The 25,367-nt window shown below is 59.5% G+C and carries 23 protein-coding genes; 8 read left to right on the forward strand and 15 right to left on the reverse strand.

What is annotated here, in order from left to right; all coding sequences use genetic code 11:
• Positions 1–35: 35 nt before the first annotated feature.
• The 8 genes from rseP to rpsB form a co-directional block, all read right to left on the reverse strand.
• Positions 36–1,385, reverse strand: a complete 1,350-nt coding sequence (rseP, locus tag PVE98_RS16140; RefSeq protein ID WP_033749588.1) for a sigma E protease regulator RseP — start codon at positions 1,383–1,385, stop codon at positions 36–38.
• A 12-nt stretch (positions 1,386–1,397) separates the two neighbouring features.
• Positions 1,398–2,255 carry a phosphatidate cytidylyltransferase gene (gene cdsA / locus PVE98_RS16145; RefSeq protein ID WP_033749587.1) on the reverse strand — a complete coding sequence of 286 codons (858 nt, stop codon included), beginning with the start codon at positions 2,253–2,255 and terminating at the stop codon, positions 1,398–1,400.
• An 18-nt stretch (positions 2,256–2,273) separates the two neighbouring features.
• On the reverse strand, positions 2,274–3,026 hold the full coding sequence (ispU, locus tag PVE98_RS16150) for a (2E,6E)-farnesyl-diphosphate-specific ditrans,polycis-undecaprenyl-diphosphate synthase (protein WP_096072610.1): 753 nt from the start codon (positions 3,024–3,026) through the stop codon (positions 2,274–2,276).
• Positions 3,027–3,194: 168 nt separating this feature from the next.
• A complete protein-coding gene (gene ispC, locus PVE98_RS16155) occupies positions 3,195–4,397 on the reverse strand; it encodes a 1-deoxy-D-xylulose-5-phosphate reductoisomerase (protein WP_033749584.1) in 1,203 nt (400 codons plus the stop codon).
• A gap of 145 nt (positions 4,398–4,542) precedes the next feature.
• Positions 4,543–5,100 (reverse strand): ribosome recycling factor, encoded by a 558-nt coding sequence (gene frr, locus PVE98_RS16160; RefSeq protein WP_033749583.1) that lies wholly within the window; start codon positions 5,098–5,100, stop codon positions 4,543–4,545.
• A 141-nt stretch (positions 5,101–5,241) separates the two neighbouring features.
• Complete coding sequence (gene pyrH, locus PVE98_RS16165; RefSeq protein ID WP_033749581.1) at positions 5,242–5,967, reverse strand: UMP kinase; 726 nt, start codon at positions 5,965–5,967, stop codon at positions 5,242–5,244.
• 154 nt (positions 5,968–6,121) lie between these two features.
• The gene (tsf, locus tag PVE98_RS16170; protein ID WP_033749580.1) at positions 6,122–6,973 is read right to left on the reverse strand and encodes a translation elongation factor Ts; all 852 of its coding nucleotides are present in this window, start codon (positions 6,971–6,973) and stop codon (positions 6,122–6,124) included.
• Between the two features lie 181 nt (positions 6,974–7,154).
• Entirely contained in the window at positions 7,155–7,880 is a 726-nt protein-coding gene (gene rpsB, locus PVE98_RS16175) for a 30S ribosomal protein S2 (protein ID WP_033749579.1), read from the reverse strand.
• Between the two features lie 316 nt (positions 7,881–8,196).
• On the opposite strand from rpsB, the gene map reads away from it, so the two are divergent.
• The 4 genes from map (at position 8,197) to PVE98_RS16195 (ending at position 13,229) form a co-directional block, all read left to right on the forward strand.
• Complete coding sequence (map, locus tag PVE98_RS16180) at positions 8,197–8,991, forward strand: type I methionyl aminopeptidase (RefSeq protein WP_313619328.1); 795 nt, start codon at positions 8,197–8,199, stop codon at positions 8,989–8,991.
• A gap of 67 nt (positions 8,992–9,058) precedes the next feature.
• Entirely contained in the window at positions 9,059–11,713 is a 2,655-nt protein-coding gene (glnD, locus tag PVE98_RS16185) for a bifunctional uridylyltransferase/uridylyl-removing protein GlnD (protein ID WP_096072608.1), read from the forward strand.
• Positions 11,714–11,788: 75 nt separating this feature from the next.
• Complete coding sequence (gene dapD, locus PVE98_RS16190) at positions 11,789–12,613, forward strand: 2,3,4,5-tetrahydropyridine-2,6-dicarboxylate N-succinyltransferase (protein ID WP_033793560.1); 825 nt, start codon at positions 11,789–11,791, stop codon at positions 12,611–12,613.
• A 223-nt stretch (positions 12,614–12,836) separates the two neighbouring features.
• The gene (locus PVE98_RS16195) at positions 12,837–13,229 is read left to right on the forward strand and encodes a DUF3461 family protein (protein ID WP_033749575.1); all 393 of its coding nucleotides are present in this window, start codon (positions 12,837–12,839) and stop codon (positions 13,227–13,229) included.
• A 55-nt stretch (positions 13,230–13,284) separates the two neighbouring features.
• Here the strand turns inward: PVE98_RS16195 and PVE98_RS16200 are convergent, their stop codons facing one another.
• The 3 genes from PVE98_RS16200 to dgt all read right to left on the reverse strand — a co-directional run bounded on the left by PVE98_RS16200 (position 13,285) and on the right by dgt (position 17,668).
• Positions 13,285–14,442, reverse strand: a complete 1,158-nt coding sequence (locus PVE98_RS16200; protein WP_033749573.1) for a CdaR family transcriptional regulator — start codon at positions 14,440–14,442, stop codon at positions 13,285–13,287.
• A 172-nt stretch (positions 14,443–14,614) separates the two neighbouring features.
• Positions 14,615–16,042 (reverse strand): serine endoprotease DegP, encoded by a 1,428-nt coding sequence (gene degP / locus PVE98_RS16205; protein ID WP_033749572.1) that lies wholly within the window; start codon positions 16,040–16,042, stop codon positions 14,615–14,617.
• 135 nt (positions 16,043–16,177) lie between these two features.
• The gene (dgt, locus tag PVE98_RS16210) at positions 16,178–17,668 is read right to left on the reverse strand and encodes a dGTPase (protein ID WP_048781343.1); all 1,491 of its coding nucleotides are present in this window, start codon (positions 17,666–17,668) and stop codon (positions 16,178–16,180) included.
• 99 nt (positions 17,669–17,767) lie between these two features.
• Here dgt and mtnN point away from each other — a divergent pair, with 99 nt between their 5' ends.
• The 3 genes from mtnN to PVE98_RS16225 all read left to right on the forward strand — a co-directional run bounded on the left by mtnN (position 17,768) and on the right by PVE98_RS16225 (position 19,628).
• Entirely contained in the window at positions 17,768–18,466 is a 699-nt protein-coding gene (mtnN, locus tag PVE98_RS16215) for a 5'-methylthioadenosine/S-adenosylhomocysteine nucleosidase (protein ID WP_033749569.1), read from the forward strand.
• Positions 18,459–19,253, forward strand: a complete 795-nt coding sequence (btuF, locus tag PVE98_RS16220; protein WP_096072607.1) for a vitamin B12 ABC transporter substrate-binding protein BtuF — start codon at positions 18,459–18,461, stop codon at positions 19,251–19,253. The genes mtnN and btuF overlap by 8 nt, the downstream gene beginning before the upstream one ends.
• 123 nt (positions 19,254–19,376) lie before the next feature.
• Positions 19,377–19,628, forward strand: coding sequence for a hypothetical protein (locus PVE98_RS16225; protein WP_096072606.1), 252 nt, complete (start codon positions 19,377–19,379; stop codon positions 19,626–19,628).
• 32 nt (positions 19,629–19,660) lie between these two features.
• On the opposite strand, the gene erpA is transcribed toward PVE98_RS16225, so the two are convergent.
• Entirely contained in the window at positions 19,661–20,008 is a 348-nt protein-coding gene (erpA, locus tag PVE98_RS16230; RefSeq protein WP_033749565.1) for an iron-sulfur cluster insertion protein ErpA, read from the reverse strand.
• Between the two features lie 211 nt (positions 20,009–20,219).
• On the opposite strand from erpA, the gene hemL reads away from it, so the two are divergent.
• Complete coding sequence (hemL, locus tag PVE98_RS16235) at positions 20,220–21,500, forward strand: glutamate-1-semialdehyde 2,1-aminomutase (protein WP_096072605.1); 1,281 nt, start codon at positions 20,220–20,222, stop codon at positions 21,498–21,500.
• Between the two features lie 189 nt (positions 21,501–21,689).
• On the opposite strand, the gene fhuB is transcribed toward hemL, so the two are convergent.
• Genes fhuB through fhuC form a run of 3 tightly spaced genes read right to left on the reverse strand, consistent with a single transcriptional unit; the run spans position 21,690 to position 25,352 of the window.
• Positions 21,690–23,669: a Fe(3+)-hydroxamate ABC transporter permease FhuB gene (fhuB, locus tag PVE98_RS16240; RefSeq protein WP_096072604.1), complete on the reverse strand. Its 1,980-nt coding sequence runs from the start codon at positions 23,667–23,669 to the stop codon at positions 21,690–21,692.
• A complete protein-coding gene (gene fhuD / locus PVE98_RS16245; RefSeq protein WP_096072603.1) occupies positions 23,669–24,544 on the reverse strand; it encodes a Fe(3+)-hydroxamate ABC transporter substrate-binding protein FhuD in 876 nt (291 codons plus the stop codon). Before fhuD ends, fhuB begins: the two co-directional genes overlap by 1 nt.
• A 10-nt stretch (positions 24,545–24,554) precedes the next feature.
• A complete protein-coding gene (gene fhuC, locus PVE98_RS16250) occupies positions 24,555–25,352 on the reverse strand; it encodes a Fe3+-hydroxamate ABC transporter ATP-binding protein FhuC (RefSeq protein WP_369826148.1) in 798 nt (265 codons plus the stop codon).
• Between the last annotated feature and the right edge of the window lie 15 nt (positions 25,353–25,367).

The raw sequence follows: 25,367 nt of genomic DNA on the forward strand, positions 1-25,367 counted from the left end.
CCTAACACATCCCGCGTCTGTCTGCGTTCCAGCGATTACAGACGTGAGAAATCATTGAAAAGTGCAAGCCCCATTAACAACACCAGCAGGATTGAGCCAATGCGATAACTGAAGTCCTGAACTCGCTCGGACACCGGTCCACCTTTGATCTTTTCGATCGCCAGGAAGAGCAAATGCCCACCATCTAACACCGGCAGCGGGAAGAGGTTGATGATTCCAAGGTTGACGCTAATCAACGCCAGAAACATCAGGTAGTAAATCATCCCGTATTCCGCTGACAATCCTGCGCCCTGCGCAATCGAAATCGGCCCGCTCAGGTTGTTCAGCTTTACATCGCCGGTAATTAACTTGCCCAGCATGGAGACCGTCAGCTTCATCAGTTGCCAGGTTTTCGCGCTGGCCTCACCGACGGCGTCAAATGCGCCATACTGCCTTACCGTTTTGTAGGCTTCCGGCAGCGGGACTACGCGCGGGATAACCCCGGCGAAACCCTCTGCCTTCGCGCCCGGCCTGGCTTCCGGCGTCAGGTGCAGCTGCACCGTTTCGCCGTTGCGATTCACGTCCAGGACCATCTCTTTGCCAGGATTATCCCGCACCTGCATGACAAAACTTTGCCATTGCGTTAACGGCTGACCATCGACTTTAACGATCCTGTCGCCCGCTTGCAAACCGGCGACGCTTGCGGGCGAGTCAGCCTGCACCTCCGCCAGCGTGGTTTCGATTTGCGGCCCGCGCGGACGAATGCCCAGCGCCACAACCGGATCCTCTTTGTCTGGCTCGAACTGCCAGTTGCGCAGATCGACCGCTTTCTGTTGCGTCGCTTCTTCGCCGAAGCGCGAGACGGTCAGCACCGTTTGCGCGTCGCCGATTTTGCCGATCAGCGCCATACGCACGGCATCCCAGTCAGGCGTTTCGATACCGTCGACTGCTTTAAGTTCCATCCCGCTGACAATTTGCGCCTGCGCCGCCACCGATCCGTTCACAATTTCGCCAACGACCGGGCGCACACCCGGAACGCCGTGAATAAACACGACCCAGTAGGCGAACACGGCGAAGATGAAATTGGCGACGGGACCGGCGGCGATAATCGAGGCGCGCTGCCAGATGGCTTTATTGTTGAAAGCCTGATGACGCAGTTCGGCGGGCACGCTTTCCACGCGCTCGTCGAGCATTTTGACATAGCCTCCGAGCGGGATCAGCGCGATAACGTATTCGGTGCCCTGCTTATCGCGACGCTGCCAGAGCGCCTTACCGAAGCCGATAGAGAAGCGTTCAACGCGCACGCCGCAGCGGCGCGCTACCCAAAAATGGCCGAACTCGTGAACGGTGATCAGCACGCCAAGGGCGATGATAAAGGCGACAAAACTCCACAATATACTCAACATCTACGCCTGTCCTCAGAGAGTGCGGAACACCAGCAGCAGTAAACAGGCGAAAACCGGCACCGCCGCGGTGAGGCTGTCGATGCGATCGAGTATGCCGCCGTGACCCGGGATCAGGCTGCCGCTGTCTTTAATGCCCGCTTCACGTTTGAACATGCTTTCCGTTAAATCGCCCAGCACCGAGGCGAGCGTCGCCAGCACGGCGCAGACGATCAGCGTACCGGCGGAAACGGTCAGCGGCGCTAAGCTGGCGAACAGCCAGGCGATCAGCGCGGAAGAAACCAGGCCGCCGAAAAAGCCTTCCCAGGTTTTACCGGGCGAGACCTTAGGCGCCAGCTTATGTTTGCCGAACAGCCTGCCGAACATGTAGGCGCCGGAATCCGCGCCCCACACCAGGAACATCACGAACAGCAGCCACCATGAGCCGGCGTAATGATCGCTCTCGTAGTGATACTGACGCAGCGCCATCATGCCCCAGAAAAAGGGGATAAGCGTGAGAATGCCGAATACCAGGCGCAAGGGGCGCGAATGGCGCCACAGAGAGGCCGAGGCGGGATAAGAGAGAACCAGGAACAGCGCCACAATCCACCACGCCAGCGACGCCCAGAGCGACGTGGCGACCTGCGGCAGATGTACGTCACGCTGATAGGGAGGAAGAGTAAAGAGCATCCCCGCCAGCAGCAGCCCACACAGCAGAGAAAGCCAGATGCGCTGTTGGCGCGACGCCATGCCCGCAAGCTGGCCCCATTCCCAGGCGCCGAGCATGCAGATGATAATCGTCGTAATCGCAAAACCAACGGGCGGTAACCAGAAAAGCGCAGCAATCACCAGCGGAATGAGAATAAGCGCGGTAATCAGACGAGACTTCAGCAAAGGTTACCCCCTGTTTGCTCAGGCGCCGCCTGGTGCAGCGCCGCCAAAACGACGCTCCCGCAGAGAGAATGCATTCAGTGCACCTTCAAAAACGTGTTCATCAAAATCAGGCCAGAGAACATCGGTGAAATAAAACTCAGCATAGGCGATCTGCCACAGCAGGAAGTTGCTAATCCGATGCTCTCCCCCGGTCCTTATCACTAGATCCACTGGAGCCAGTCCCTGCATGCACAGATGGGCAGACAGGTTTTCCTCGGTGATCTGGTCAGGACGCAGCAAACCTTCCTGAACCTGCTCAGCGAGTTTTTTCACTCCCTGGATAATATCCCAACGTCCGCCATAGTTCGCGGCAATATTGAGAGTCAGTCCACTATTTTGCTGAGTCAGTTCCTCGGCGCGACGAATACGCTCCTGAATACGGTTACTGAAACGGCTTACGTCGCCGATAACGCGCAGACGCACGTTGTGCTTGTGCAGGCTCTTCACTTCGCTGTCGAGCGCCCAGACAAACAGCTCCATCAGCGCCGTGACTTCCGAAGCCGGTCGGCTCCAGTTTTCACTGCTGAAGGCATAGAGCGTCAGCGCTTCAAGATTATTGCTGACGGCGAAGCTGACGGAGCGGCGTACCGCTTTAACGCCCGCTTTATGGCCGGAAATACGCAGTTTTCCCTGATTTTTAGCCCAACGACCATTGCCATCCATAATGATAGCCACGTGACGCGGGCCTGTTCCCTGTTGGTCATCGGTTTTGTTGTGATTATTGGACGACATAACGCGTAATTAATTCCTGTTGTCAGAAATGCTGTGGTTTCTGAATACATTGCGCCCGGTCTTCTCTCACCCAAAAGGGGCGAGGCGCATCAGATGCGATGCCATACCCGGAAACGCGAGCGAGCGACTATACCATTTTCGCTACAGGCGAACAAATAGCGGCGCGCGTTAACGCGAGGTCGCGAAACGCGGCAGCATCTCTGTGGCGCTGGCGCGCGCGGCGCGGTCGATATCCAGTACGGCGTCCACCGAGTCCGGCTCCGCAAACGTCTGCGCCGCCAGCGCTTCGCTGTTGATCGCCGCGATGTCGGTAAAGCGGATCTGGTTATCCAGAAAGGCCGCCACCGCAACCTCATTGGCCGCGTTCAGCGTCGTGGTCGCCGCCTGCCCTGCCTCGCAGGCATCTATCGCCAGTTTCAGGCAAGGGTAGCGGGCAAAGTCAGGTTCAGCGAACGTCAGCGCGGACATGCGGGTGAAGTCCAGCGGCGTGACGCCTGCCGAAATACGCGCGGGCCAGGCCATGCAGTGTGCAATGGGGGTGCGCATATCCGGTGAACCGAGCTGAGCCAGCACGCTGCCGTCGCAGTAGCGCACCATGGAGTGGATCATCGACTGCGGATGCAGGATCACCTCCATTTGCGCTGCGCTGGCGTTAAATAACCAGCGGGCTTCAATGTATTCGAGACCTTTATTCATCATGGTGGCCGAGTCGACGGAGATTTTACGTCCCATCGACCAGTTCGGATGCGCGCAGGCCTGCTCTGGCGACATGGTCGCGAGGTCAGCCAGCGGCGTGTCACGAAAAGGACCACCCGATCCCGTAAGGATAATGGACTCAATGCCATTTTCTCGCAGGTCAGCGTATCCTAACTGATGCTGGATGGAAGCGGGCAAACTCTGAAAAATCGCGTTATGCTCGCTGTCGACGGGCAGCAGCTGCGCCTGATGATGGCGTACAGCCTCCATAAACAAACGGCCGCAGGTGACAAGAGACTCTTTATTGGCGAGCAGCACGCTTTTCCCGGCGCGGATCGCCGCCAGCGTCGGCAGCAAACCCGAGGCGCCGACGATCGCCGCCATCACCTGGTCGACCTCGTCGAGCGCCGCCAGCTCACACGCGGCCTGAACGCCGGAGAGCACTTCGGTAGAGACGTTGAGTGCTTTCAGTCGTTCACGCAGCGCCTGCGCGGAAGCTTCATCCGCCATTGCCGCATAGCGCGGCTGAAAGGCCTGACACTGTTCCGCCATCAGCGCAACGTTCTGTCCGGCCACCAGCGCGGTGATTTGATAGAGCTCAGGATTGGCGCGAACCACCGCCAGCGTGCTGGCGCCGATTGATCCGGTAGAACCCAGCAAGGTTAATCGCTTCATTAAGCTATCCCTGTGAAGACGTCGAATAACTCCGCAAGCGCGGAAGGTATAATGTAAAACGCCGCCAGAGCGCATTCGCAATGAACACAGCCCTGAACGGCGTTTTATACCCAAGGATATCGGGTATAGAGAGCAACCGATGGGATTAGAACTCCATCAGCTCCTTCTCTTTTTCGGCCAGCGCCGCATCGACGTTCTTGATGCGCGCATCGGTCATTTTCTGGATCTCTTCCTGAGTACGACGCTCATCGTCTTCGCTGATCTCTTTATCTTTCAGCAAGGCTTTGATTTTGTCGTTGGCGTCGCGGCGCACGTTGCGCACGGAAACGCGGCCCTGCTCGGCTTCGCCGCGTACGATCTTGATCAGATCTTTACGACGCTCTTCGGTCAGCGCAGGCAGCGGAACGCGAATGTCGCTACCGGCTGAGTTCGGGTTCAGGCCGAGGTCAGAAGCCATAATGGCTTTTTCCACTGCCGGACCCATAGAGCGATCGAACACGTTGATTTTCAGCGTGCGTGAGTCTTCTACGGTGACGGAAGCGAGCTGACGCAGCGGCGTCGGCGTACCGTAGTATTCGACCACGATACCGTCGAGCAGTGAAGGTGAAGCGCGACCGGTGCGCACTTTGCTGATGGTGTTTTTAAACGCTTCGACGCATTTGTCCATGCGCGTTTCAGCATCTTTTTTGATGTCGTTAATCACGTTGAAACCCTTGGATTCGGTTTGACCTGGCCATTCCGGCGGCGCCGGAAGCGGTATCGCTGTTGAGCGATAATCCTGAATGGTGCGCGGTGACGTTCACCGCGCCGACAGAATATACCTTATTTTATCTTGCGTCGGGTATTAATGCGTAATCAGGGTGCCTTCTTTTTCGCCCATTACTACGCGACGCAGCGCGCCAGGTTTGTTCATATTAAATACGCGGATCGGCAGCTGGTGGTCACGCGCCAGCGTAAAGGCCGCCAGATCCATTACTTTCAGCTCGCGTTCCAGCACTTCGGCGTAGGAGAGCTGATCGTAGAGCGTCGCATCCGGATTTTTCACCGGATCGGCGGAGTAAACGCCGTCGACTTTGGTCGCCTTCAGCACCACGTCCGCTTCGATCTCGATGCCGCGCAGGCAGGCCGCCGAGTCGGTGGTGAAGAACGGGTTGCCGGTGCCGGCGGAGAAAATCACCACGCGGTTGTTGCGCAGCAGGCTGATCGCTTCGGCCCAGCTGTAGTTGTCGCACACGCCGTTGAGGGGAATAGCGGACATCAGGCGCGCGTTGACGTAGGCACGATGCAGCGCATCGCGCATCGCCAGGCCGTTCATTACGGTCGCCAGCATGCCCATATGGTCGCCTACGACGCGGTTCATTCCCGCCTGCGCCAGACCTGCGCCGCGGAACAGGTTGCCGCCGCCAATCACCACGCCTACCTGAATGCCCAGCTCGACCAGTTCTTTCACCTCTTGCGCCATGCGGTCAAGCACGCTCGCGTCGATACCAAAACCTTCGGCACCTTGCAGTGCTTCGCCACTCAGTTTCAGCAGGATACGTTGATATACAGGTTTTGCGTTGGTCGCCATGGTCGGTTCTTCCTGGAAGAGTTGAAAAGGAGAAGTTAAATCTGATCGATCATCCGCTTAGCGCGCGTAAATTACTATTGGGATGAGACTGAAAAGCGTCTGCTTAGCGTAGCAGACAAAAAAGAACCGCCTTCTGGCGGTTCCTTTCACAGCATTAAGACTGTTTGGACATTGCCGCTACTTCAGCAGCGAAGTCGCTTTCGACTTTCTCAATGCCTTCACCCACTTCGAAGCGGATGAAGTTGATGACGTCAGCGCCCTGCTCTTTCAGCGCCTGGCCAACGGTTTTGCTCGGATCGATAACGAAAGCCTGACCGGTCAGAGAGACTTCGCCGGTGAATTTCTTCATGCGGCCTTCAACCATCTTCTCTGCGATCTCTTTCGGCTTGCCAGACTGCATCGCGATGTCCAGCTGAACCTGGTACTCTTTCTCAACCACGTCGGCAGAGACGTCTTCCGGCTTAACGAATTCCGGCTTGCTGGCTGCAACGTGCATAGCGATCTGCTTGATCAGCTCTTCGTCAGCGCCTTTCGCGGAGATCAGTACGCCGATACGCGCGCCGTGCAGGTATGAACCCAGCTGCTCGCCTTCCAGCACTGCGATACGACGGATGTTGATGTTTTCGCCGATTTTCGCTACCAGCGCAACGCGCTCTTCTTCGAATTTCGCTTTCAGCGCTTCAACGTCGGTGATGCGTTCTGCGGTCGCCGCGTCCAGCACTTTGTCAGCGAAGGCCTGGAAACCAGCGTCTTTCGCAACGAAGTCAGTCTGGCAGTTAACTTCCAGGATCACGCCGTAGTTGCCGTCGATTTTGGTTTTGATCACGCCGTCAGCAGCCACGTTGCCTGCTTTTTTCGCCGCTTTGATCGCGCCGGACTTACGCATGTTCTCAATCGCCAGCTCGATGTCGCCATTCGCTTCGGTCAGCGCTTTTTTGCAGTCCATCATGCCCGCGCCAGTACGCTCGCGCAGTTCTTTTACCAGTGCAGCGGTAATTTCAGCCATTCCAGAATCCTCGGTTCGTACCCCCGTGCTTACGCACTAAGGCACCTGTTGCGGAAAATTTACTCTGTCCCGCCCGCCTGATAAGGAGGCGTGACAGACGGAGATAAAATAAAGGGGCCAAGACTGGCCCCTTAACAGATTACATCTGATGTCTAAGGGCTCTTTGTCAGAGCGAACCTTATTAAGCGTTTTCTAAAGACGCTTCTTCAGCCTGCTCAGCCAGGTCCTGTGAACGGCCTTCGCGCACGGTAGTGGCAACGGCAGTCAGGTACAGGCTAACAGCACGGATCGCATCGTCGTTACCCGGGATAACGAAGTCAACGCCGTCTGGATCAGAGTTGGTATCAACGATCGCGAATACCGGGATGCCCAGGTTGTTCGCTTCTTTGATCGCGATGTGCTCGTGATCGGCGTCGATAACGAACAGCGCGTCCGGCAGACCGCCCATGTCTTTGATACCGCCCAGGCTATTTTCCAGCTTGGCCAGTTCGCGACCGCGCATCAGCGCTTCTTTCTTGGTCAGTTTGTCGAAGGTGCCGTCCTGAGACTGAGTCTCAAGATCTTTCAGACGTTTGATAGACTGACGAACGGTTTTCCAGTTGGTCAGCATACCACCCAGCCAGCGGTGGTTTACAAAGAACTGGTCGCAGCTCAGTGCAGACTCTTTAATCGCTTCGCTGGCAGCGCGCTTGGTACCGACGAACAGGATCTTGCCTTTACGGGCAGAGATTTTGTTCAGCTCAGCCAGAGCGTGGTTGAACATCGGTACAGTCTGCTCAAGGTTGATGATGTGAACTTTGTTACGCGCACCGAAGATGAACGGCTTCATTTTCGGGTTCCAGTAACGGGTCTGGTGACCGAAGTGAACACCAGCCTTGAGCATGTCGCGCATGGAAACAGTTGCCATGATTACCTCTAGATTAAGTTTGGGGTTGGGCCTCCATGTATCCCATACGACCGACCTCTTTCGAAGCACCCCGGCGTATGTGTCGATACATGTGTGTTTTAGTACACAAAGTGAGTTTTTCGCGTTTCTCGCCGACCATAACGGCCTGACAGAGAATCGTCGGCGCGCTTTATATCACAACCACGCTGCTGAAGCCAGAATTTGTTCAGCGCGCGGCCGCGCGACGCGAACTGTTTGGCGGCCTTGTTTTCGGCTGCTAACATGACAGCACATCGTTCATTATTGCTGAAATTTTCGGCAACTGCGGATTAATTTAATGGCAATTTCAATTAAAACCCCTGAAGAAATCGAAAAAATGCGCGTCGCCGGCCGACTGGCCGCCGAGGTGCTGGAGATGATCGCCCCGCACGTCAAACCCGGCGTCTCTACCGGCGAACTGGACCGCATCTGCCACGATTACATCACCAACGAGCAGCACGCCGTCTCCGCCTGCCTTGGCTATCACGGCTTCCCGAAATCGGTCTGCATCTCGGTTAACGAAGTGGTGTGTCACGGCATTCCCAGCGACGATCGCCTGCTGAAAGATGGCGACATCATTAACATCGACGTGACCGTGATTAAAGACGAGTACCACGGCGACACCTCGAAGATGTTTATCGTCGGCAAGCCGACCATCCAGGGCGAGCGTCTGTGCCACATCACCCAGCAGAGCCTCTACCTGGCGCTGCGTCTGGTGAAGCCGGGCATTCGTCTGCGCGAGCTGGGCCGCGCCATTCAGAAATATGTCGAATCGCACGACTTCTCCGTCGTGCGCGAGTACTGCGGCCACGGCATCGGCAAAGGCTTTCACGAAGAGCCGCAGGTGCTGCACTACGACGCAGACGACGGCGGCGTGGTGCTGCAGGCGGGCATGACCTTTACCGTGGAGCCGATGGTCAACGCCGGCGACTACCGCATCCGCACCATGAAAGACGGCTGGACGGTAAAAACCAAAGATCGCAGCTTGTCCGCACAGTACGAGCATACTATTGTGGTGACCGATAACGGCTGCGAAATCCTGACCCTGCGTAGCGACGACACCATCGACGCGGTGCTGGTCAACGAAGGGTAATCGTCCTCCACAGATAAAAAGCCGGCCCTGCGCCGGTTTTTTTATGGTTCAAGAAGAGAGAAGCGGTATGAGCGCTATCCTGACGGATGAGGTCATTGACGGCCTGCAAGACTCCCCGGCGCACTGGGATGACGCGGTGCTGACCCGCGACGCCCTGAAGCAGAAGCTGGAAACCTTTAACGCCTTTCTCTCGACGGCGTTCGACGCCGGCGAATCGGCAGAAACGCTGATTGACGCGCGCACCCTGTTTATCGACCGTCTGCTGCGCCGCCTGTGGCGCTTTTACGGCTTCGACGCCCTGCCCGCTATCGCGCTGGTGGCGGTCGGCGGCTACGGCCGCGGCGAGCTGCATCCCCTTTCCGACGTCGATATCCTGATCCTCAGCCGCGATCCGCTCGACGACGCGAGCGCGCAGCAAACCAGCGAACTGCTGACGCTGCTGTGGGATCTCAAGCTAGAGGTAGGCCACAGCGTGCGCACGCTGGAAGAGTGTCTGCTGGAAGGGTTGGCCGACCTGACCGTCGCCACCAACCTTATCGAGTCGCGCATGCTGACCGGCGACGTCGCCCTGTTTCTGGAGATGCAAAAAAATATCTTCAGCGAAGGCTTCTGGCCGTCGGCGACCTTTTACGCCGCCAAGATCGAAGAGCAGCAGGCGCGCCATCAGCGCTATCACGGCACCAGCTATAACCTTGAACCTGACATCAAAAGCAGTCCAGGCGGCCTGCGCGATATCCATACGCTGCAGTGGGTGGCGCGCCGTCACTTCGGCGCGACCACGCTGGATGAAATGGTGGGATTCGGCTTCCTCACCGAAGCGGAGCGCAACGAGCTTAACGAATGTCAGGCCTTTCTCTGGCGCATCCGCTTCGCGCTGCATCTGACGCTGACGCGCTACGACAACCGGCTGCTGTTCGACCGTCAGCTCAACGTCGCACAGCGCCTTAATTATCAGGGCGAAGGCAACGAGCCGGTGGAACGCATGATGAAGGATTTCTTCCGCGTCACGCGCCGCATCGGCGAGCTGAACCAGATGCTGCTGCAGCTGTTCGACGAAGCGATCCTGGCGCTCTCCACCACCGAAAAGCCGCGTCCGCTGGACGACACCTTTCAGCTGCGCGGCAACCTGATCGACCTGCGCGACGAAACGCTGTTCGAGCGCGAACCGCAGGCGATCCTGCGCATGTTCTACGTGATGGTGCGCAACGAAAACATTCGCGGCATCTACTCCACCACGCTGCGCCAGCTGCGCTACGCGCGTCGTCATCTCAAACAGCCGCTGTGTCAGATTCCGGAGGCGCGCCAGCTTTTTATGTCGATTCTGCGTCATCCGGGCGCGGTCAAGCGCGCGCTGCTGCCGATGCACCGCCACAGCGTGCTCTGGGCCTACACGCCGCTGTGGGGACATATCGTCGGACAGATGCAGTTCGACCTGTTCCACGCTTACACCGTCGATGAGCACACCATCCGCGTGCTGCAAAAGCTGGAGAGCTTCGCCAGCGAGACGACGCGCCCGATGCATCCGCTCTGCGTCGAGCTCTGGCCGCGTCTGCCGCAGCAGGAGCTGCTGCTGATGGCGGCGCTGCTGCACGACATCGCCAAAGGCCGCAACGGCGATCACTCGATTCTCGGCGCGCAGGACGCGCTGGAGTTCGCCGAGCTGCACGGCCTCAATTCGCGCGAGACCCAGCTGGTCGCCTGGCTGGTGCGCCATCATCTGCTGATGTCGGTGACGGCGCAGCGCCGCGATATTCAGGATCCCACCGTGATCCAGCAGTTCGCTGAAGTGATGCAGAACGAGAACCGGCTGCGCTATCTGGTCTGCCTGACCGTGGCCGATATCTGCGCCACCAACGAAACGCTGTGGAACAGCTGGAAGCAGAGTCTGCTGCGCGAGCTCTTCTTCGCCACCGAGAAGCAGCTGCGGCGCGGCATGGAGAACAGCCCGGATCTGCGCGAGCGCGTGCGTCATCACCGGCTGCAGGCGCTGGCGCTGCTGCGCATGGACAATATCGACGAAGAGCGGCTGCACAATATCTGGAACCGCTGCCGCGCCGACTATTTCCTGCGCCACACGCCGAACCAGCTCGCGTGGCATGCGCGTCATTTAATGGAGCACGATCTGCGCCAGCCGCTGGTGCTGGTCAGCCCGCAGGCGACGCGCGGCGGCACCGAGATTTTTATCTGGAGTCCCGACCGCCCTTATCTCTTCGCGACCGTGGCGGGCGAGCTGGACCGTCGCAATCTCAGCGTGCACGACGCGCAGATTTTCACCAGCCGCGACGGCATGGCGATGGATACCTTTATCGTGCTGGAGCCGGACGGCAGTCCGCTGGCGCCCGATCGCCACCTGATGATCCGCCAGGCGCTGGAGCAGGCGATCGCTCAGACCAGCTGGAATCCGCCGCGCACGCGCCGTCCATCGGCGAAGCTGCGCCACTTCAGCGTCGATACCGAAGTCAACTTTTTGCCAACCCATACCGATCGTCGCAGCTATCTGGAGCTGGTGGCGCTCGATCAGCCCGGCCTGCTGGCGCGCGTGGGCGAAGTCTTCGCCGATATGGGCGTCTCGCTGCACGGCGCGCGCATCAGCACCATCGGCGAGCGCGTCGAGGATTTGTTTATTCTCGCCAACAGCGAGCGGCGCGCGCTTGACGCGGAAATGCGCAAAGCATTGCAACAACGGTTGACAGAAGCCCTTAATCCAAACGATAAAGTGTGACCGCAATCGATTTACTTATTTACTCTTTGTGCCGGGACGTGGTCCGGCATGCACCAGACAGATCAGGAAAAAATTATGCAACAGTTACAGAGCGTTATTGAAACGGCCTTCGAGCGTCGCGCCGAGATTACTCCGGCAAGCGTCGATCCGGTGACCCGTGAAGCTATCAACCAGGTGATCGCTCAGCTGGACAGCGGCGCACTGCGCGTAGCAGAAAAGATCGACGGTCAGTGGGTAACGCATCAGTGGCTGAAGATGGCGGTTCTGCTGTCGTTCCGCATTAACGAAAACCAGGTGATGGAAGGCGCAGAAACCCGCTTTTACGACAAGGTGCCGATGAAGTTCGCCGGCTGGGACGATGCGCGCTTTAAAGCGGCTGGTTTCCGCGTCGTGCCGCCGGCGGCGGTTCGCCAGGGCGCCTATATCGCACGCAATACCGTGCTGATGCCGTCCTACGTCAATATCGGCGCTTATGTCGACGAAGGCAGCATGGTCGATACCTGGGCGACCGTAGGTTCCTGCGCGCAGATTGGTAAAAACGTTCATCTCTCCGGCGGTGTTGGCATCGGCGGCGTGCTGGAGCCGCTGCAGGCGAACCCGACCATCATCGAAGATAACTGCTTTATCGGCGCGCGCTCCGAGATCGTCGAAGGCGTGATCGTGGAAGAAGGCGCGGTGATTTCGATGGGCGTTTACATCGGCCAGAGCACCAAAATTTACGATCGCGAAACCGGCGAAGTGCACTACGGCCGCGTACCGGCGGGTTCCGTGGTGGTGTCCGGCAACCTGCCTTCTAAAGATGGCAGCTACAGCCTCTACTGCGCGGTTATCGTGAAGAAAGTCGACGCGAAAACGCGCGGTAAAGTAGGCATCAACGAACTGCTGCGCACCATCGACTAAGCCGCTGTGACGGGCCCATCCGGCCCGTCATTTTTTCTTTACACTTCTCTCTCTTACAACCTGATTCGCGAAACGAATTAACAGGTGCGTTTACTTTTTACCCAGGTCATAATCCGCGCCAGTTATCTCCCGTCGCGCAGTGTTCAATCCGTTTTTTGTCTACAGTTATTTTTGTGCCATGAACACAGATGCGCGCTTCTCTCTTTTTGGTGGAAAAATCGCTATGTATGACAACCTTAAAAGCTTAGGCATTAATAACCCGGACGATATCGATCGCTATAGCCTGCGTCAGGAAGCCAACAACGACATCCTTAAAATTTACTTTCGCAAAGACAAAGGCGAGTTCTTCGCCAAGAGCGTGAAGTTTAAATATCCGCGCCAGCGCAAAACCGTGGTCGCAGACAATATCAATCAGGGCTACAAAGAGGTTCAGGAGATCAGCCCGAACCTGCGCTATGTGATCGACGAACTGGATCAGATCTGCCAGCGCGATCAGGTGGAAGTGGATCTGAAGCGTAAGATCCTGGCGGATCTGCGCCATCTGGAGAGCGTGGTGACCAACAAAATTGCTGAGATTGAAGGCGATCTGGACAAGCTGACGCGCAATAACCGGTAACGCGCCTGCTGTTGCTTGCTACAGAAGGCCAGCCAACGCTGGCCTTTTTGTCGTCTCAGCTTTGCTCGTCCAGCTGCAGCGCCACATAGAGCAGCAGACGATCGTCAAACTGGCTAAGATTCAGCCCGGTCAGCTCGGAAATGCGGTTCAGCCGATACTCCAGCGTATTGCGGTGGATAAAAAGCGCGCGTGCCGTAGCGCTGGGCTGCACGTTATGAGTAAACCAGGCCACCAGCGTGCGCCGCAGCAGACCGTTATTATCCATGCTTTTCAGCCGCGCCAGCGGACGCGCCAGCTCGTTCGCCTGCCAGCCGCCGCGCAGGCTGTCGAGCAGCACCGGCAAGACTAAATCTTGATAGAAATAGCTGCGCAGCTCCGGCATACGCTGCTTGCCCACCATCATGGTAGTGCGCGCGGTGCGATACGAGCGCGCTATGCTGCCCGGCCCGGTAAAATAGTTGCCGAGCGCGATACGCATCCGCACCTGGCCGCTCTCTTTCATACGCTGCAGCAGCTGTTCAACGCGCTTGCGGTGATCGTCCTGATCGTAGCGCCCATGCGTATTCAACGCTGGCTTCAGCACCACCATCTCCGTCAGGGAAACAATGGCGATCAGGTTATCGCGCTCCGGGGTAGTCAGCAGCGTTTGCAGCTGCTGAAGCTCCGACATAGCGCTGTCGACGCCGAGCTGACCGCTGTCGACCTCTACCACCGCCACCACGCGCGGCTGATTGAGATCGATACCGAGACGCTGCGCCCACTCGGTGAGCTGCGGCGTCAGGCTTTCGCTGCGGATAAGGTTCAGCACCAGCTCCTCGCGCAGACGGCTGTCCTGCGCCAGCATATGCAGCAGTCGGGTCTGCTCCAGCATCATCTCTGCCGTCATGCAAACCAGCTCGCCGTAGTGGCGCAGCGCGACCGGATCGCCGGTCAGCCCGATTACCCCTACGATCTCGCCGTCGATGCGCAGCGGCAGATTGATGCCTGGCCGTACGCCGTGCAGATGTTTCGCCACCGCCTCGTCGATGTCCACTACGCGCCCCTGGGAGAGCACCAGCAGCGCGCCTTCGTGCAATTCGCCAATACGCTCGCGATCGCCGCTGCCGATGATACGGCCGCGCGCATCCATCACGTTGACATTGCTGTCAATAATCTTCATGGTGCGCGCCACGATATCCTGCGCAAGGCGCGCATCGAGATGATAGGTTGCCATCTGTAAATCCTGACAGAGAGTGGATGCTACAGCATACGCATGGCGACGAGGCCAGGCATTGTGCAAATGCACAGAGCCAGACGGGGATTTACAGGTTTTGCGGCTCCGGTCACACTCTGAACCGCGCCCATAAAAAAGGCGGACCGAAGTCCGCCTGATAAGCTAAATAGCGTTACTGCATCAGCAGATAGATGCTGCTGTCGCCGCGCTTAACGTTCAGCGCCAGCACCGACGGTTTGGTGTCGAGGATTTTACGCAGTTCGCCCAGGTTGGCGACGCGCTGCTGGTTGACGCCAAGGATGATGTCGCCTTTTTTCAGGCCGATACGCGCTGCGGCGCTGTTAGGCTTCACGTTGTCTACGCGCACCCCTTTATCGCTGCCGCTGTCGTTGCTCAGATCGGCGCCCTCGATGCCGGTGTAGATGGTGGCAGACTGCACTTTATCCTGCGTGCTCTGCTGCAGCTCGACGGTCACGCTCACCGGTTTGCCGTCGCGCAGCAGGCCAAGCTGCAATTTGGTGCCGATCGGCAGCGAACCGACTTCGGCGCGCAGGGCGGCAAAGCTGCTCAGCGGCTTGCCGTTCATCGACACCACCACGTCGCCCGCCTTCACGCCCGCCTTCGCCGCGGCGGAGTTCGGCAGCACCTGGCTGACGAAGGCGCCGCGCTGCGCGTCGACCTTCATCGCTTTCGCCAGCTCGGAGTTCAGCTCAGCACCCAGAATACCCAGCTCGCCGCGTTTCACCTGACCGAACTCCACCATCTGTCCGGTGAGGTTTTTCACCATATTACTCGGGATAGCAAAGCCGATGCCGATATTGCCGCCGTCCGGCGCGAGGATCGCGGTGTTGATGCCGATCAGCTCGCCGTTAAGGTTCACCAGCGCGCCGCCGGAGTTGCCGCGGTTAATCGCCGCATCGGTCTGAATAAAGTTTTCATAATTTTCGACGTTAAGCCCGCTGCGTCCCAGCGCAGAAACGATGCCTGAAGTGACGGTTTCGCCCAGGCCGTACGGGTTGCCGATGGCGACGGTGTAGTCGCCGACGCGCAGGTTGTCGGAGTCGGCGATTTTAATCGCCGTCAGGTTTTTCGCGTCGATCAGCTGCACCAGCGCGATATCGGAACGCGGATCTTTGCCAATCACTTTACCGTCATAGCGACGGCCATCGCTGAGCTGCACCTGAATTTTGGTCGCGTTGTCGACAACGTGGTTGTTGGTCACCACATAGCCTTTTTCGGCGTTGATCACGACGCCGGAGCCAAGCGCGCGGAATTTTTCCTGTTGAGTGTTGGGGCCAGCACCGCCCGCGCCGCCCTGACACATCGGCGAGCTCTGGAAAGGCGAGCCCTCCTGGCAGAATGGCGAATTATCGCCAAAGAACTGCTGAAATTGCGGCGGCAGACGCGGCGTTTTCACCGTGGTACTGCCTTCGACGCTGATGCTGACCACTGACGGCATCACTTTTTCCAGCATCGGCGCCAGGCTCGGCAGCTGCTGACTGGTAGAAGAAGCCGATTCAGCGGCGAAAACGGCGGCAGGGCTTAACGCCAGGCCAAGACTGAGCGCCAGCGCGCTCAACGTTAGGGTGTTTTTTTTCATTCGTATTAGTCTCATCCAGTAATAAACGCCAGACCCTTGCTGTGGTCAGTTATGAGATTAATCTTTTAACGCGAAGTTCCAGCAAAAGTTTGCGGCAAAGGTAAAAATTTATGCACGCGCTTTACAAAAGTCCAGTTATTCTACCGCCATCAGACGTCGATACTCATCCCACGCATAAAGATCGGTCATGCCGCTAATATAATCCTGAATCAGGCGGAAGCGATAATATCTTTCCCATAACAGTCGCTGATATTTATGCTCGACTACCAGCGTGCGCATTTTTTGCTGATAGGCTTTACGATGTTTCCCGGAAAGTTTATGGAACAGCCGCGTTTCAATCGGGTGCTGTCGCAGAAAGTCCTCGTTAATCAGCGTAGTAAAGGCTTCGTACGTTAGCGTCATCAAAGGCTGATATATTTCTAACAATCCCTTAATGACACGATAACCTTGTAATTCCAGCTGTTCAACTTCGGCATGGTTAAATACGTGGCGGCGCGCCACCGTTTTAAACATCTGTAATAACCTGCCCTCTTCGCCGTCGTCCTCTAATAACGCATGATTAAAATCGCCGTTGAAAATAGCCGGCAGATTATCGACGAAACGCTTTACCGCATGGCTGACCAGGACGTTCTGTACGTTAACGCGCAATGACATAAAGAACTGATCGCTTCTGCTGCGACGCTTTTTGTTACAGGCTTCGCGCCAGGCATCGCCGACCGTTCGGCTGAAGGCGTCATTATTTTTAATCGGCCCCCAGTTCTTACATAAATAGTCATAAAGCGCATCAATGTTAAATATATCTTTTTCGACGGCGTCGTCCAGATCGGCGATGCAGTAAGAGATATCATCCGCTGCTTCCATAATATAGGTCAGCGGAAAACGATGATGCTCATCCATATGGGTCGCTGCGCGCAGATCGGCGATATAGTCGCGTTCGGAGAGGTAAAAGCCCGGCTTTTTCATTAGTGCGCTGAACTGCTCGGGCTTCTCGCCCTGCCACCAGGCGGGCGCGGTATATTTCAGGATGCAGGCGACCTGCGAATAGCTGAGATTTAGCTGTAGAAGGGTATGCACCATGCGGATCGCCTGCGCATTGCCTTCGAAGTGGCACAGATCCTGGCGGATCATGGCGTTGAGCTGGCTGAAATCGGCGCGCTGCTGCTCGCCTTCGACGCCGGCCACCAGCGGGTCCACCAGCTCCAGCGGAAGGTGCTCTTCAAACCAGTCGTTAATGGCCGCCTCGCCGAAATGGCCGAACGGCGGATTGCCGACGTCGTGCAGCAGGCAGGCCATCTCCACCAGACTTTCGAACGCGCCCTCCATTTCGTCCAGCCCGTACTGCGCCAGACCGCCCTGATTTTTCAGGGTTTGCAGGATCTCTTTGGCGATGTAACGTCCCGTCTGCTGTACTTCCAGCGAATGGGTGAGGCGCGAGCGTACCGCGGCGTTGCGCTCCAGCGGAAAAACCTGCGTTTTTTGCTGCAGTCGGCGAATCGCCGCCGAGTTGATAATACGGCCGCGATCGCTCTCAAAGTGGCGGGTAATATAGTATTCCCCTTCCGGCTCTTTGCGCGTGTTATAAGGGCGAGTAAAACTGATCTTCTTCCTGAAATTAACCGTCGCCATCGTTTCCCCTTATACCTTCGTGAATCAATCCCCTGCCAGCCATGCTAGACTATGCCTCACTTTTTACGACCACTTCCACCACATTAGCGAGACTCTTTTATGAAAGCAGGCATTATTGGCGCGATGGAGCAGGAAGTGACCCTGCTGCGTGACAAAATCGAGAACCGCCAGACCCTGACGCTGGCCGGCTGCGAAATTTACACCGGCACGCTGAACGGCGTTGAGGTCGCTTTGCTGAAATCGGGTATCGGTAAAACCTCGGCGGCGCTGGGTACTACTCTGCTGCTTGAATTGTGCAAGCCGGACCTGGTGATCAACACCGGATCGGCCGGCGGCCTGGCGCCGACGCTCTCGGTCGGCGATATCGTGGTCTCGGACGAGGTGCGCTATCACGACGCCGACGTTACCGCCTTCGGCTACGAGCCAGGCCAGATGGCGGGTTGTCCGGCGGCCTTTACCGCCGATGCGCAGCTGATTGCCGCCGCGGAAGCCTGCATCAGCGAGCTGAACCTGAACGCGGTGCGCGGCCTGGTGGTCAGCGGCGACGCCTTTATCAACGGCGCCGAACCGCTGGCGCGCATTCGCGCTACCTTCCCGCAGGCGATTGCCGTGGAGATGGAAGCCACCGCCATCGGCCATGTCTGTCATCAGTTCAAGGTGCCTTTCGTGGTGGTGCGCGCCATTTCCGACGTGGCCGACAAAGCGTCGCATCTGAGCTTTGAAGAGTTTCTCAGCGTCGCGGCGCAGCAGTCGTCGCTGATGGTGGAGAAGCTGCTGGCGCGCCTGGCGCGTGGCTAAATCGCTCTGGCCGATCGGGCTGCTGCTGTTTTGCGGCAGCCTGTTCGCCGCCGCTCCGCGCGTTATCTCGCTCGCCCCCCATCTCACCGAAATGGCGTTCGCCGCCGGCATCACGCCGGTCGCGGTCAGCGCCTGGTCCGACTATCCGCCCGCCGCGAAAGCGCTGGAACAGGTCGCCAACTGGCAAGGCGTCAAGGTCGAGCGCATTCTGGCGCTGAAGCCGGATGTGGTGCTTGCCTGGCGCGGCGGCAATCCGCAGCGCCAGATCGATCAGCTGCAGCGGCTCGGCGTTAAGGTCGAGTGGTTCGATCCCGGCTCGCTGGACGAGATGGCGGACGCCGTCGCGGCGCTGCAGCGCTGGAGCCCGCATCCGCAGCAGGCGCTGGAGAGCGCGCAACAGCTGAAGCAGCAGGAAAACGCCCTGCGCGCGCGCTATGCCGCCCTGCCCGCCGTGCCGCTTTTTCTGCAGTTCGGTCAGCAACCCTTGTTTACCGCCGCGCGCGATACCCTGCAAAACGACATCATCACGCTGTGCGCCGGAAAGAATATTTTCGCCGACAGTCGCGTCAGCTGGCCGCAGGTCAGTCGCGAGCAGGTTTTGATGCGTCATCCGCAGGCGATTGTGGTGGCTGGCGACGCCGCACAGGCGCAGAGCGTGGCGCGCTTCTGGCAGCCTCAACTCACCGTGCCGGTCATCGCCATCGAGGATGACTGGATCAGTCGCCCCGGCCCGCGTATGCTGCTGGCGGCAAAACAGCTCTGCGCCGCCCTGCACCCAGAACAATAAATCAGCAGAAAGCGATTAAAGATCCCGCTACTTTTGCCGTTAATCAATAAACGAGACGCCGACGCCACGTAAGCTCAGCGTCCTTTTATGCGCACCGCGCATTTTGCACACCAGGAATCAAACATGACCAGAGCCTTGCTGCTGGCCTTCGCGCTCGCACTCGTCGCGCCCTTTGCGGCAGCGTCGACCACGGGAACGATAGGCGTTCAGCTGATTATCTATTCGCGCTGTGAAGTTAACAGCCAGCCGCAACGGGCAATGCCGCAGATCGATTGCGGTCGCCGCATCAACGCGCAGCCGCGCGTAACGGAAAGCGTGCTAAAGAAGGATAGTATGCGTAAGGAAACGGCGAAGCTGGTAACCGTTGAATGGTAAGAAAAAGGCCGTCGCAAGACGGCCTTTTTGCATCAGATACTGAAAGAGGAGCCGCAGCCGCAAGTGGTTTTGGCGTTTGGGTTGGTAACGATAAATCGCGATCCTTCCAGACCCTCGGTGTAGTCAACCGAGCCGCCGACCAGGTACTGCAGGCTCATCGGATCCACCACCAGCGCCACGCCCTGTTTCTCAATAGTCATGTCGCCATCGTTCATTTTGTCGTCAAAGGTGAAACCATACTGAAAGCCGCTGCAACCGCCGCCGGTAATATAGACGCGCAGTTTCAGATCGGGATTCTCTTCGTCGGCAATCAGGTTCTTTACCTTGCTGGCCGCCGCATCGGTAAATTGTAACGGCAGTGCTGCAACATCATCACTCATCTTATACTCCGGTAAAGGTCCAGGCCATAAAACGACCTCAATTGCCGTATTATCCGCCAGCGCGATAGCGCAATCAAGTTTTGCCCTTCGCACTCTGTGCCGCCAGCCTTCAGCTAAGGTAAGTATAGCGCGCCCTTTCCGGCCTTTCGTCCTGCCGCACTCTTCCCGTAGAATGGCGCGAGATTTTTTATGAACCGCTGGAGCCGAATAAATGAGTAAGTCCGAAAACCTGTTTGCCGAAGCGCAACGCCTGATCCCCGGCGGCGTTAACTCGCCGGTGCGCGCGTTTAACGGCGTAGGCGGCACGCCGCTGTTCATCGAGCGCGCCGACGGCGCCTGGCTGTATGATGCCGACGGCAAAGCCTATATCGACTATGTCGGTTCATGGGGACCGATGGTGCTGGGCCACAACAACGTCGCGATCCGCAACGCGGTGATCGAAGCCGCCACGCGCGGCCTGAGCTTCGGTGCGCCCACCGAGATGGAAGTAAAGATGGCGCAGCTGGTGTGCGAGCTGGTACCGAGCATGGATATGGTGCGCATGGTGAATTCCGGCACCGAAGCGACCATGAGCGCTATTCGCCTGGCGCGCGGCTTTACCGGCCGCGACAAGATTGTGAAGTTCGAAGGCTGCTATCACGGCCATGCCGACTGTCTGCTGGTGAAAGCGGGCTCCGGCGCGCTGACGCTGGGCCAGCCGAACTCCCCTGGCGTGCCGGCCGATTTCGCCCGCCATACCCTGACCTGCACCTATAACGATCTCGACTCGGTGCGCGCCGCGTTCGAGCAGTATCCGGAAGAGATCGCCTGTATTATCGTCGAGCCGGTCGCGGGCAATATGAACTGTATTCCGCCACAGCCGGGCTTCCTGCCGGGCCTGCGCGCGCTGTGCGACGAATTCGGCGCGCTGCTGATTATCGACGAGGTGATGACCGGTTTCCGCGTGGCGCTGGGCGGTGCCCAGGAATATTACAACGTGAAGCCGGATCTGACCTGCCTCGGCAAAATCATCGGCGGCGGCATGCCGGTGGGCGCCTTCGGCGGACGCCGCGAGGTAATGGATGCGCTGGCGCCTACGGGGCCGGTTTATCAGGCGGGCACCCTTTCCGGCAACCCGATTGCGATGGCGGCTGGTTTCGCCTGCCTGACGCAGATCGCCCAGCCAGGCACCCATCAAACGCTGACCGAGCGCACCACGCAGCTGGCGCAGGGTCTGCTGGCGGCGGCAGAGGCGGAAAATATTCCGCTGGTGGTGAATCACGTCGGCGGCATGTTCGGCATTTTCTTCACCGACGCCGACAGCGTGACCTGCTACGCCGACGTGACGAAGTGCGACGTTGAGCGCTTTAAGCACTTCTTCCACCTGATGCTGGAAGAAGGCGTTTACCTTGCGCCTTCCGCCTTCGAAGCGGGCTTTATGTCGCTGGCGCACAGCGCCGAGGACATTGACCGCACCGTCGACGCCGCGCGTCGCTGTTTTGCAAAATTGTAAACGCGTTATTCGCTCAGACGGCTAGCCTGTCAAAAAGCGGATGACAGGGGCTGAAGAGCAAAGCGTCCCGCGACAAGGATGTCGCGGGCCGAGCGAGCAGGGATGCCTTGAGCGACTTTGCGATCAGACCCTGTCATCCGCGTGAGCACGCAGTCAACAACGTCAGACCGGCATATTGCCCGTCTTTTTTTACCGCGAGCGTCTCAATAGCCAGATAAAATAAGGCGCGCCGATAAAGGTCGCCATCAGTCCCGCCGGCAGCTGATCCGGAAACGCCAGCATGCGTCCGCACCAGTCGGCCAGCAGCATCAGCCCTGCTCCGAACAGCCCCGCCATCGCCATCTGCGGCAGCGCGCGGCGGAAGCCGAGCATGCGCGCGATATGCGGCGCCATCAAACCGACAAAACTCAGCGGCCCGATGGTCAGCGTCGCCGCGGCGGTCAGCGCGGCCGCCAGCAGCATCAGCGCCAGACGCGAAGCGTTGAGCGCCATGCCCGCCGAACGCGCCGTAGCGGAGCCCAGCGGCAGCAGCGTTAGCCAGCGGCTGGCGAGCGGCGCCAGCGCGATCAAAACCAGCGCCAGCATGGCGCTCTGCATCGCCGCCTTTGCGCTGATATTGTAGGTGGAGCCGGAAATCCAGCTCAGCAAGCCGCCCATACGCGGATCGCCGCTCGCCAGCAGCAGCATCAGCAGCGTGACGAACGCGCTGTTCAGCGCCATGCCCGCCAGCAGCATACGCTCCGGCGAAAAGCCGCCGCGGCTCGCCACCAGCATAATAATCATCAGCGTTCCCGCCGCGCCCAGCGCGCCCGCCGGCAGCAGAAACGCCAGCGCGTCGCCCGGCACGAAAAACAGCATCACCACCACGCCGAACGCTGCGCCGGAGCTGATGCCCAGCACTTCCGGGCTGGCCATCGGATTGCCGGTCAGACGCTGAATCAAACAGCCCGCGACGCCGAGCATTAGCCCTACCGCCAGCGCCGCCAGCAGACGCGGGGCGCGCCACGGCAGCAGCTGATGGAACAGTTCGCCGCCTGACCATACCCAGCCGTGTGCGTCGCGGCCAAAGGCGAGCGCGATCCACGCCAGTAACCCAAGCAGCGCCAGACCGACCAGCGACCAGCGCCGCACCGCATGCCGCTCCGCCGGCACCTTATCGCCCATATCGAGCGGGGGCGGCGCCGAGCCGGTGCGCAGGCGCGGCAGCAGCCAGAGCAGCAGCGGCACGCCCGTCAGCGCGGTCAGGGTGCCGGTAGAAACTTCGCGCCAGTGCGCGGTGAGCCACAGCACGCAGGCATCCGCCAGCCACAGCAGCAGCGCGCCGATCAGCGGCGCCAGCAGCATGCGGCTCAGCAGCCGACGCGCGCCCAGCAGCTTCGCCAGCAGCGGCGCGAACAGGCCGATGAAGCCGATAATGCCCGCCACGCTCACCAGCTGCGCGCTGAGCAGGATCGCCAGCGCCAGCGTGCCGACGCGCGCCAGCGCCAGCGCCAGGCCGAGATTTTTCGCCACGCCGTCATCCAGCCCCATCAGCGTGAGCGGACGCAGCAGCGCCAGCGCCAGCGCGAAGGCGACCAGCAGACGCGGCCACAGCAGGCTGACGTTCTCCCAGCCCATCTGGTTGAGCGTGCCGGTGCTCCACAGAAACATTGTCTGCAGCTGGTCGTGATTGAAAATGGCGAAGATCTGGTTTACCGCCCCGCTGTAGAGGCTCAGCACCAGCCCCGAGAGGATCAGCGTGACCGGCGACAGCCGTTTGCCCCAGGCGACGCCGAACACTACCGCCCCAACCGCCAGCGCGCCGATCAGCGCCGCCAGCTGCGTAGTGGCCGCGCCGCCCGGCAGCTGCCACAGCGTGGCGACGGTAATGCCGAGCTGTGCGCCGGAAGAGACGCCCAGCGTGGTCGGCTCCGCCAGCGGATTGCGCAGCGCCTGCTGGAACAGCAGGCCCGCCAGCCCCAGTCCGGCGCCGACCAGCAGCGCCAGCCCGAGCCGCGGCAGCAGGCTGTAGTGAAACAGCATCTGATCGATGTTATTGAGATCCGGCGACAGTAGCGCCTGCGCCCACTGCGCCGACGGCAGCGCCGCGCGCAGGTTGATAACGCTCAACAGCAGCGCCAGCAGGAAGAGCAGGCTCAGCAGCGCGGCGGGGAAATAACGATGGCGCATCAGCGCGTCTCCAGCGCGCGTTCCAGCACGCGAACAAAGTGCAGCGCCGACAGGGTCGCGCCGTAGTACCACACCGCCGGAACACGCTGAAAGCGTCCGGCACGAACAAACGGCAGCGCCTGCCACAGCGGGCTGCGGCTGAGCTGCGCCATATCGGCGTCGTTAGCGTGATCGAAGCAAATCGCCTCGACGTCGCGCAGATGCGCCAGCCGTTCAATGCCGATCACCGCGCTGCCCCAGAAGTTGGTTTCGCCCTGCCACGCGTTGGTCAGCCCCAGCTGCTCCATCACCTCCAGAAACAGGCTGTTTTTGCCGAACGCCAGCGCATGCCGGCTGTCCATCAGCGACATCAGCAGCACCGGACGCGCGGCATAGGGTGCCAGACGCTGGCGCGCGGCGGCCAGTTCGCGATCCAGCAGCTGCAGATGCGCCTCTGCTTCCGCTTCGCGGCCGATACGCGTCGCCAGCGCGCGCAGCGAATCGCGCGCAGCGGAGAGCGGTTTGCCGTCGCCGCGGTTGAGGTCGAAGCCCATGATCGGCGCGATGCGCTTGAGTTTTTCCGGCGGCGGGCCGTAGCCGTTCGAGCAGAGGATCAGCGAGGGCTGCAGCTGGGTCATCAGCTCCAGATTGGGTTCGGTGCGCAGCCCGATGTCCACAGTCTGTGGCGGCAGCGGCGGCTCGCCGACCCAGATGTTGTAGTTGCGCGTATCGGCGACCGCCAGCGGCGCGACGCCGAGCGCCAGCAGCAGCTCGGTCGGCAGCCACTCCAGCGCAATAATACGCTGCTGCTCAGGCAGGGCGGCCCGCAGCGGCAGCGCGCTCAGCCACGGCGTCAGCGCCAGCGCCGCCAGCAGGCGACGACGAGTGATCTCCATGCTCAGGCCCTCAGTAGACAAAGCTGACCGGCGCGCCGCCCTGCGGATGCGGCAGGATACCCATAGGAATGCCGTAAATCGCGCCCAGCACCTCGGCCTGCATAATGACGTCCGGCGCGCCTTCGGCAATCATCTTGCCATCGCGCAGCGCCACCAGATGGTCGCAGTAGCGCGCCGCCATATTGATATCGTGCAGCACGGCGATCACCGTCAGGCCGCGCTCGCGGCTGAGCCGCTGGATCAGCGCCAGCACCTCAACCTGATGCGCGATATCCAGCGCCGAGGTCGGTTCGTCCAGCAGCAGACAGCGGCTGTTTTGCGCCACCAGCATCGCCAGCCAGGCGCGCTGACGCTCGCCGCCGGAGAGGCTGTCCACTAGGCGCGCCGCCAGCGGCTTCAGCCCCACCTGCGCAATCGCCTCTTCGACCCGCGCGCGATCTTCGTGGCTGAAGCGGCCCAGCGCGCCGTGCCACGGATAGCGGCCTATCGCCACCAGCTCGCGCACCGTCATACCTTCGGCGGCGGGCAGCTGCTGCGGCAGATAGGCGACTTCGCGCGCGAAGGCTTTGCCGTTCCACGCCTCGACCGGCGTCGCGTTAAGCAGCACGCGCCCCTCGCTGGGGCTCTGATGCCGTCCCAGCATTTTCAGCAAGGTGGATTTGCCGGAGCCGTTATGGCCGATAAGCGCGGTCACTTTGCCCGGCGCAAAGGTTAACGAGAGCGGATGCAGCAGCGTGCGGCCGGGCACGTGAAAGCTGACATTATCCAGCGTAAAAGTGGCTGCGTCGTGCGGAGGCTGCATGATCATCCCAGGTTAAACGGG

The sequence above is a fragment of the Pantoea sp. GABEPS69 genome (assembly GCF_045780835.1).
Classification (GTDB): domain Bacteria; phylum Pseudomonadota; class Gammaproteobacteria; order Enterobacterales; family Enterobacteriaceae; genus Pantoea; species Pantoea septica.

What these genes read in the sequence shown, in the direction of transcription:
- rseP (WP_033749588.1), bottom strand. Translation starts at nt 1,385, where the DNA reads ATGTTGAGTATATTGTGGAGTTTTGTCGCCTTTATCATCGCCCTTGGC.
- ispU (WP_096072610.1), bottom strand. Translation starts at nt 3,026, where the DNA reads ATGTCGTCCAATAATCACAACAAAACCGATGACCAACAGGGAACAGGC.
- ispC (WP_033749584.1), bottom strand. Translation starts at nt 4,397, where the DNA reads ATGAAGCGATTAACCTTGCTGGGTTCTACCGGATCAATCGGCGCCAGC.
- pyrH (WP_033749581.1), bottom strand. Translation starts at nt 5,967, where the DNA reads ATGGCGACCAACGCAAAACCTGTATATCAACGTATCCTGCTGAAACTG.
- tsf (WP_033749580.1), bottom strand. Translation starts at nt 6,973, where the DNA reads ATGGCTGAAATTACCGCTGCACTGGTAAAAGAACTGCGCGAGCGTACT.
- rpsB (WP_033749579.1), bottom strand. Translation starts at nt 7,880, where the DNA reads ATGGCAACTGTTTCCATGCGCGACATGCTCAAGGCTGGTGTTCACTTC.
- map (WP_313619328.1), top strand. Translation starts at nt 8,197, where the DNA reads ATGGCAATTTCAATTAAAACCCCTGAAGAAATCGAAAAAATGCGCGTC.
- glnD (WP_096072608.1), top strand. Translation starts at nt 9,059, where the DNA reads ATGAGCGCTATCCTGACGGATGAGGTCATTGACGGCCTGCAAGACTCC.
- dapD (WP_033793560.1), top strand. Translation starts at nt 11,789, where the DNA reads ATGCAACAGTTACAGAGCGTTATTGAAACGGCCTTCGAGCGTCGCGCC.
- PVE98_RS16195 (WP_033749575.1), top strand. Translation starts at nt 12,837, where the DNA reads ATGTATGACAACCTTAAAAGCTTAGGCATTAATAACCCGGACGATATC.
- PVE98_RS16200 (WP_033749573.1), bottom strand. Translation starts at nt 14,442, where the DNA reads ATGGCAACCTATCATCTCGATGCGCGCCTTGCGCAGGATATCGTGGCG.
- degP (WP_033749572.1), bottom strand. Translation starts at nt 16,042, where the DNA reads ATGAAAAAAAACACCCTAACGTTGAGCGCGCTGGCGCTCAGTCTTGGC.
- dgt (WP_048781343.1), bottom strand. Translation starts at nt 17,668, where the DNA reads ATGGCGACGGTTAATTTCAGGAAGAAGATCAGTTTTACTCGCCCTTAT.
- mtnN (WP_033749569.1), top strand. Translation starts at nt 17,768, where the DNA reads ATGAAAGCAGGCATTATTGGCGCGATGGAGCAGGAAGTGACCCTGCTG.
- PVE98_RS16225 (WP_096072606.1), top strand. Translation starts at nt 19,377, where the DNA reads ATGACCAGAGCCTTGCTGCTGGCCTTCGCGCTCGCACTCGTCGCGCCC.
- erpA (WP_033749565.1), bottom strand. Translation starts at nt 20,008, where the DNA reads ATGAGTGATGATGTTGCAGCACTGCCGTTACAATTTACCGATGCGGCG.
- hemL (WP_096072605.1), top strand. Translation starts at nt 20,220, where the DNA reads ATGAGTAAGTCCGAAAACCTGTTTGCCGAAGCGCAACGCCTGATCCCC.
- fhuB (WP_096072604.1), bottom strand. Translation starts at nt 23,669, where the DNA reads ATGCGCCATCGTTATTTCCCCGCCGCGCTGCTGAGCCTGCTCTTCCTG.
- fhuD (WP_096072603.1), bottom strand. Translation starts at nt 24,544, where the DNA reads ATGGAGATCACTCGTCGTCGCCTGCTGGCGGCGCTGGCGCTGACGCCG.
- fhuC (WP_369826148.1), bottom strand. Translation starts at nt 25,352, where the DNA reads ATGATCATGCAGCCTCCGCACGACGCAGCCACTTTTACGCTGGATAAT.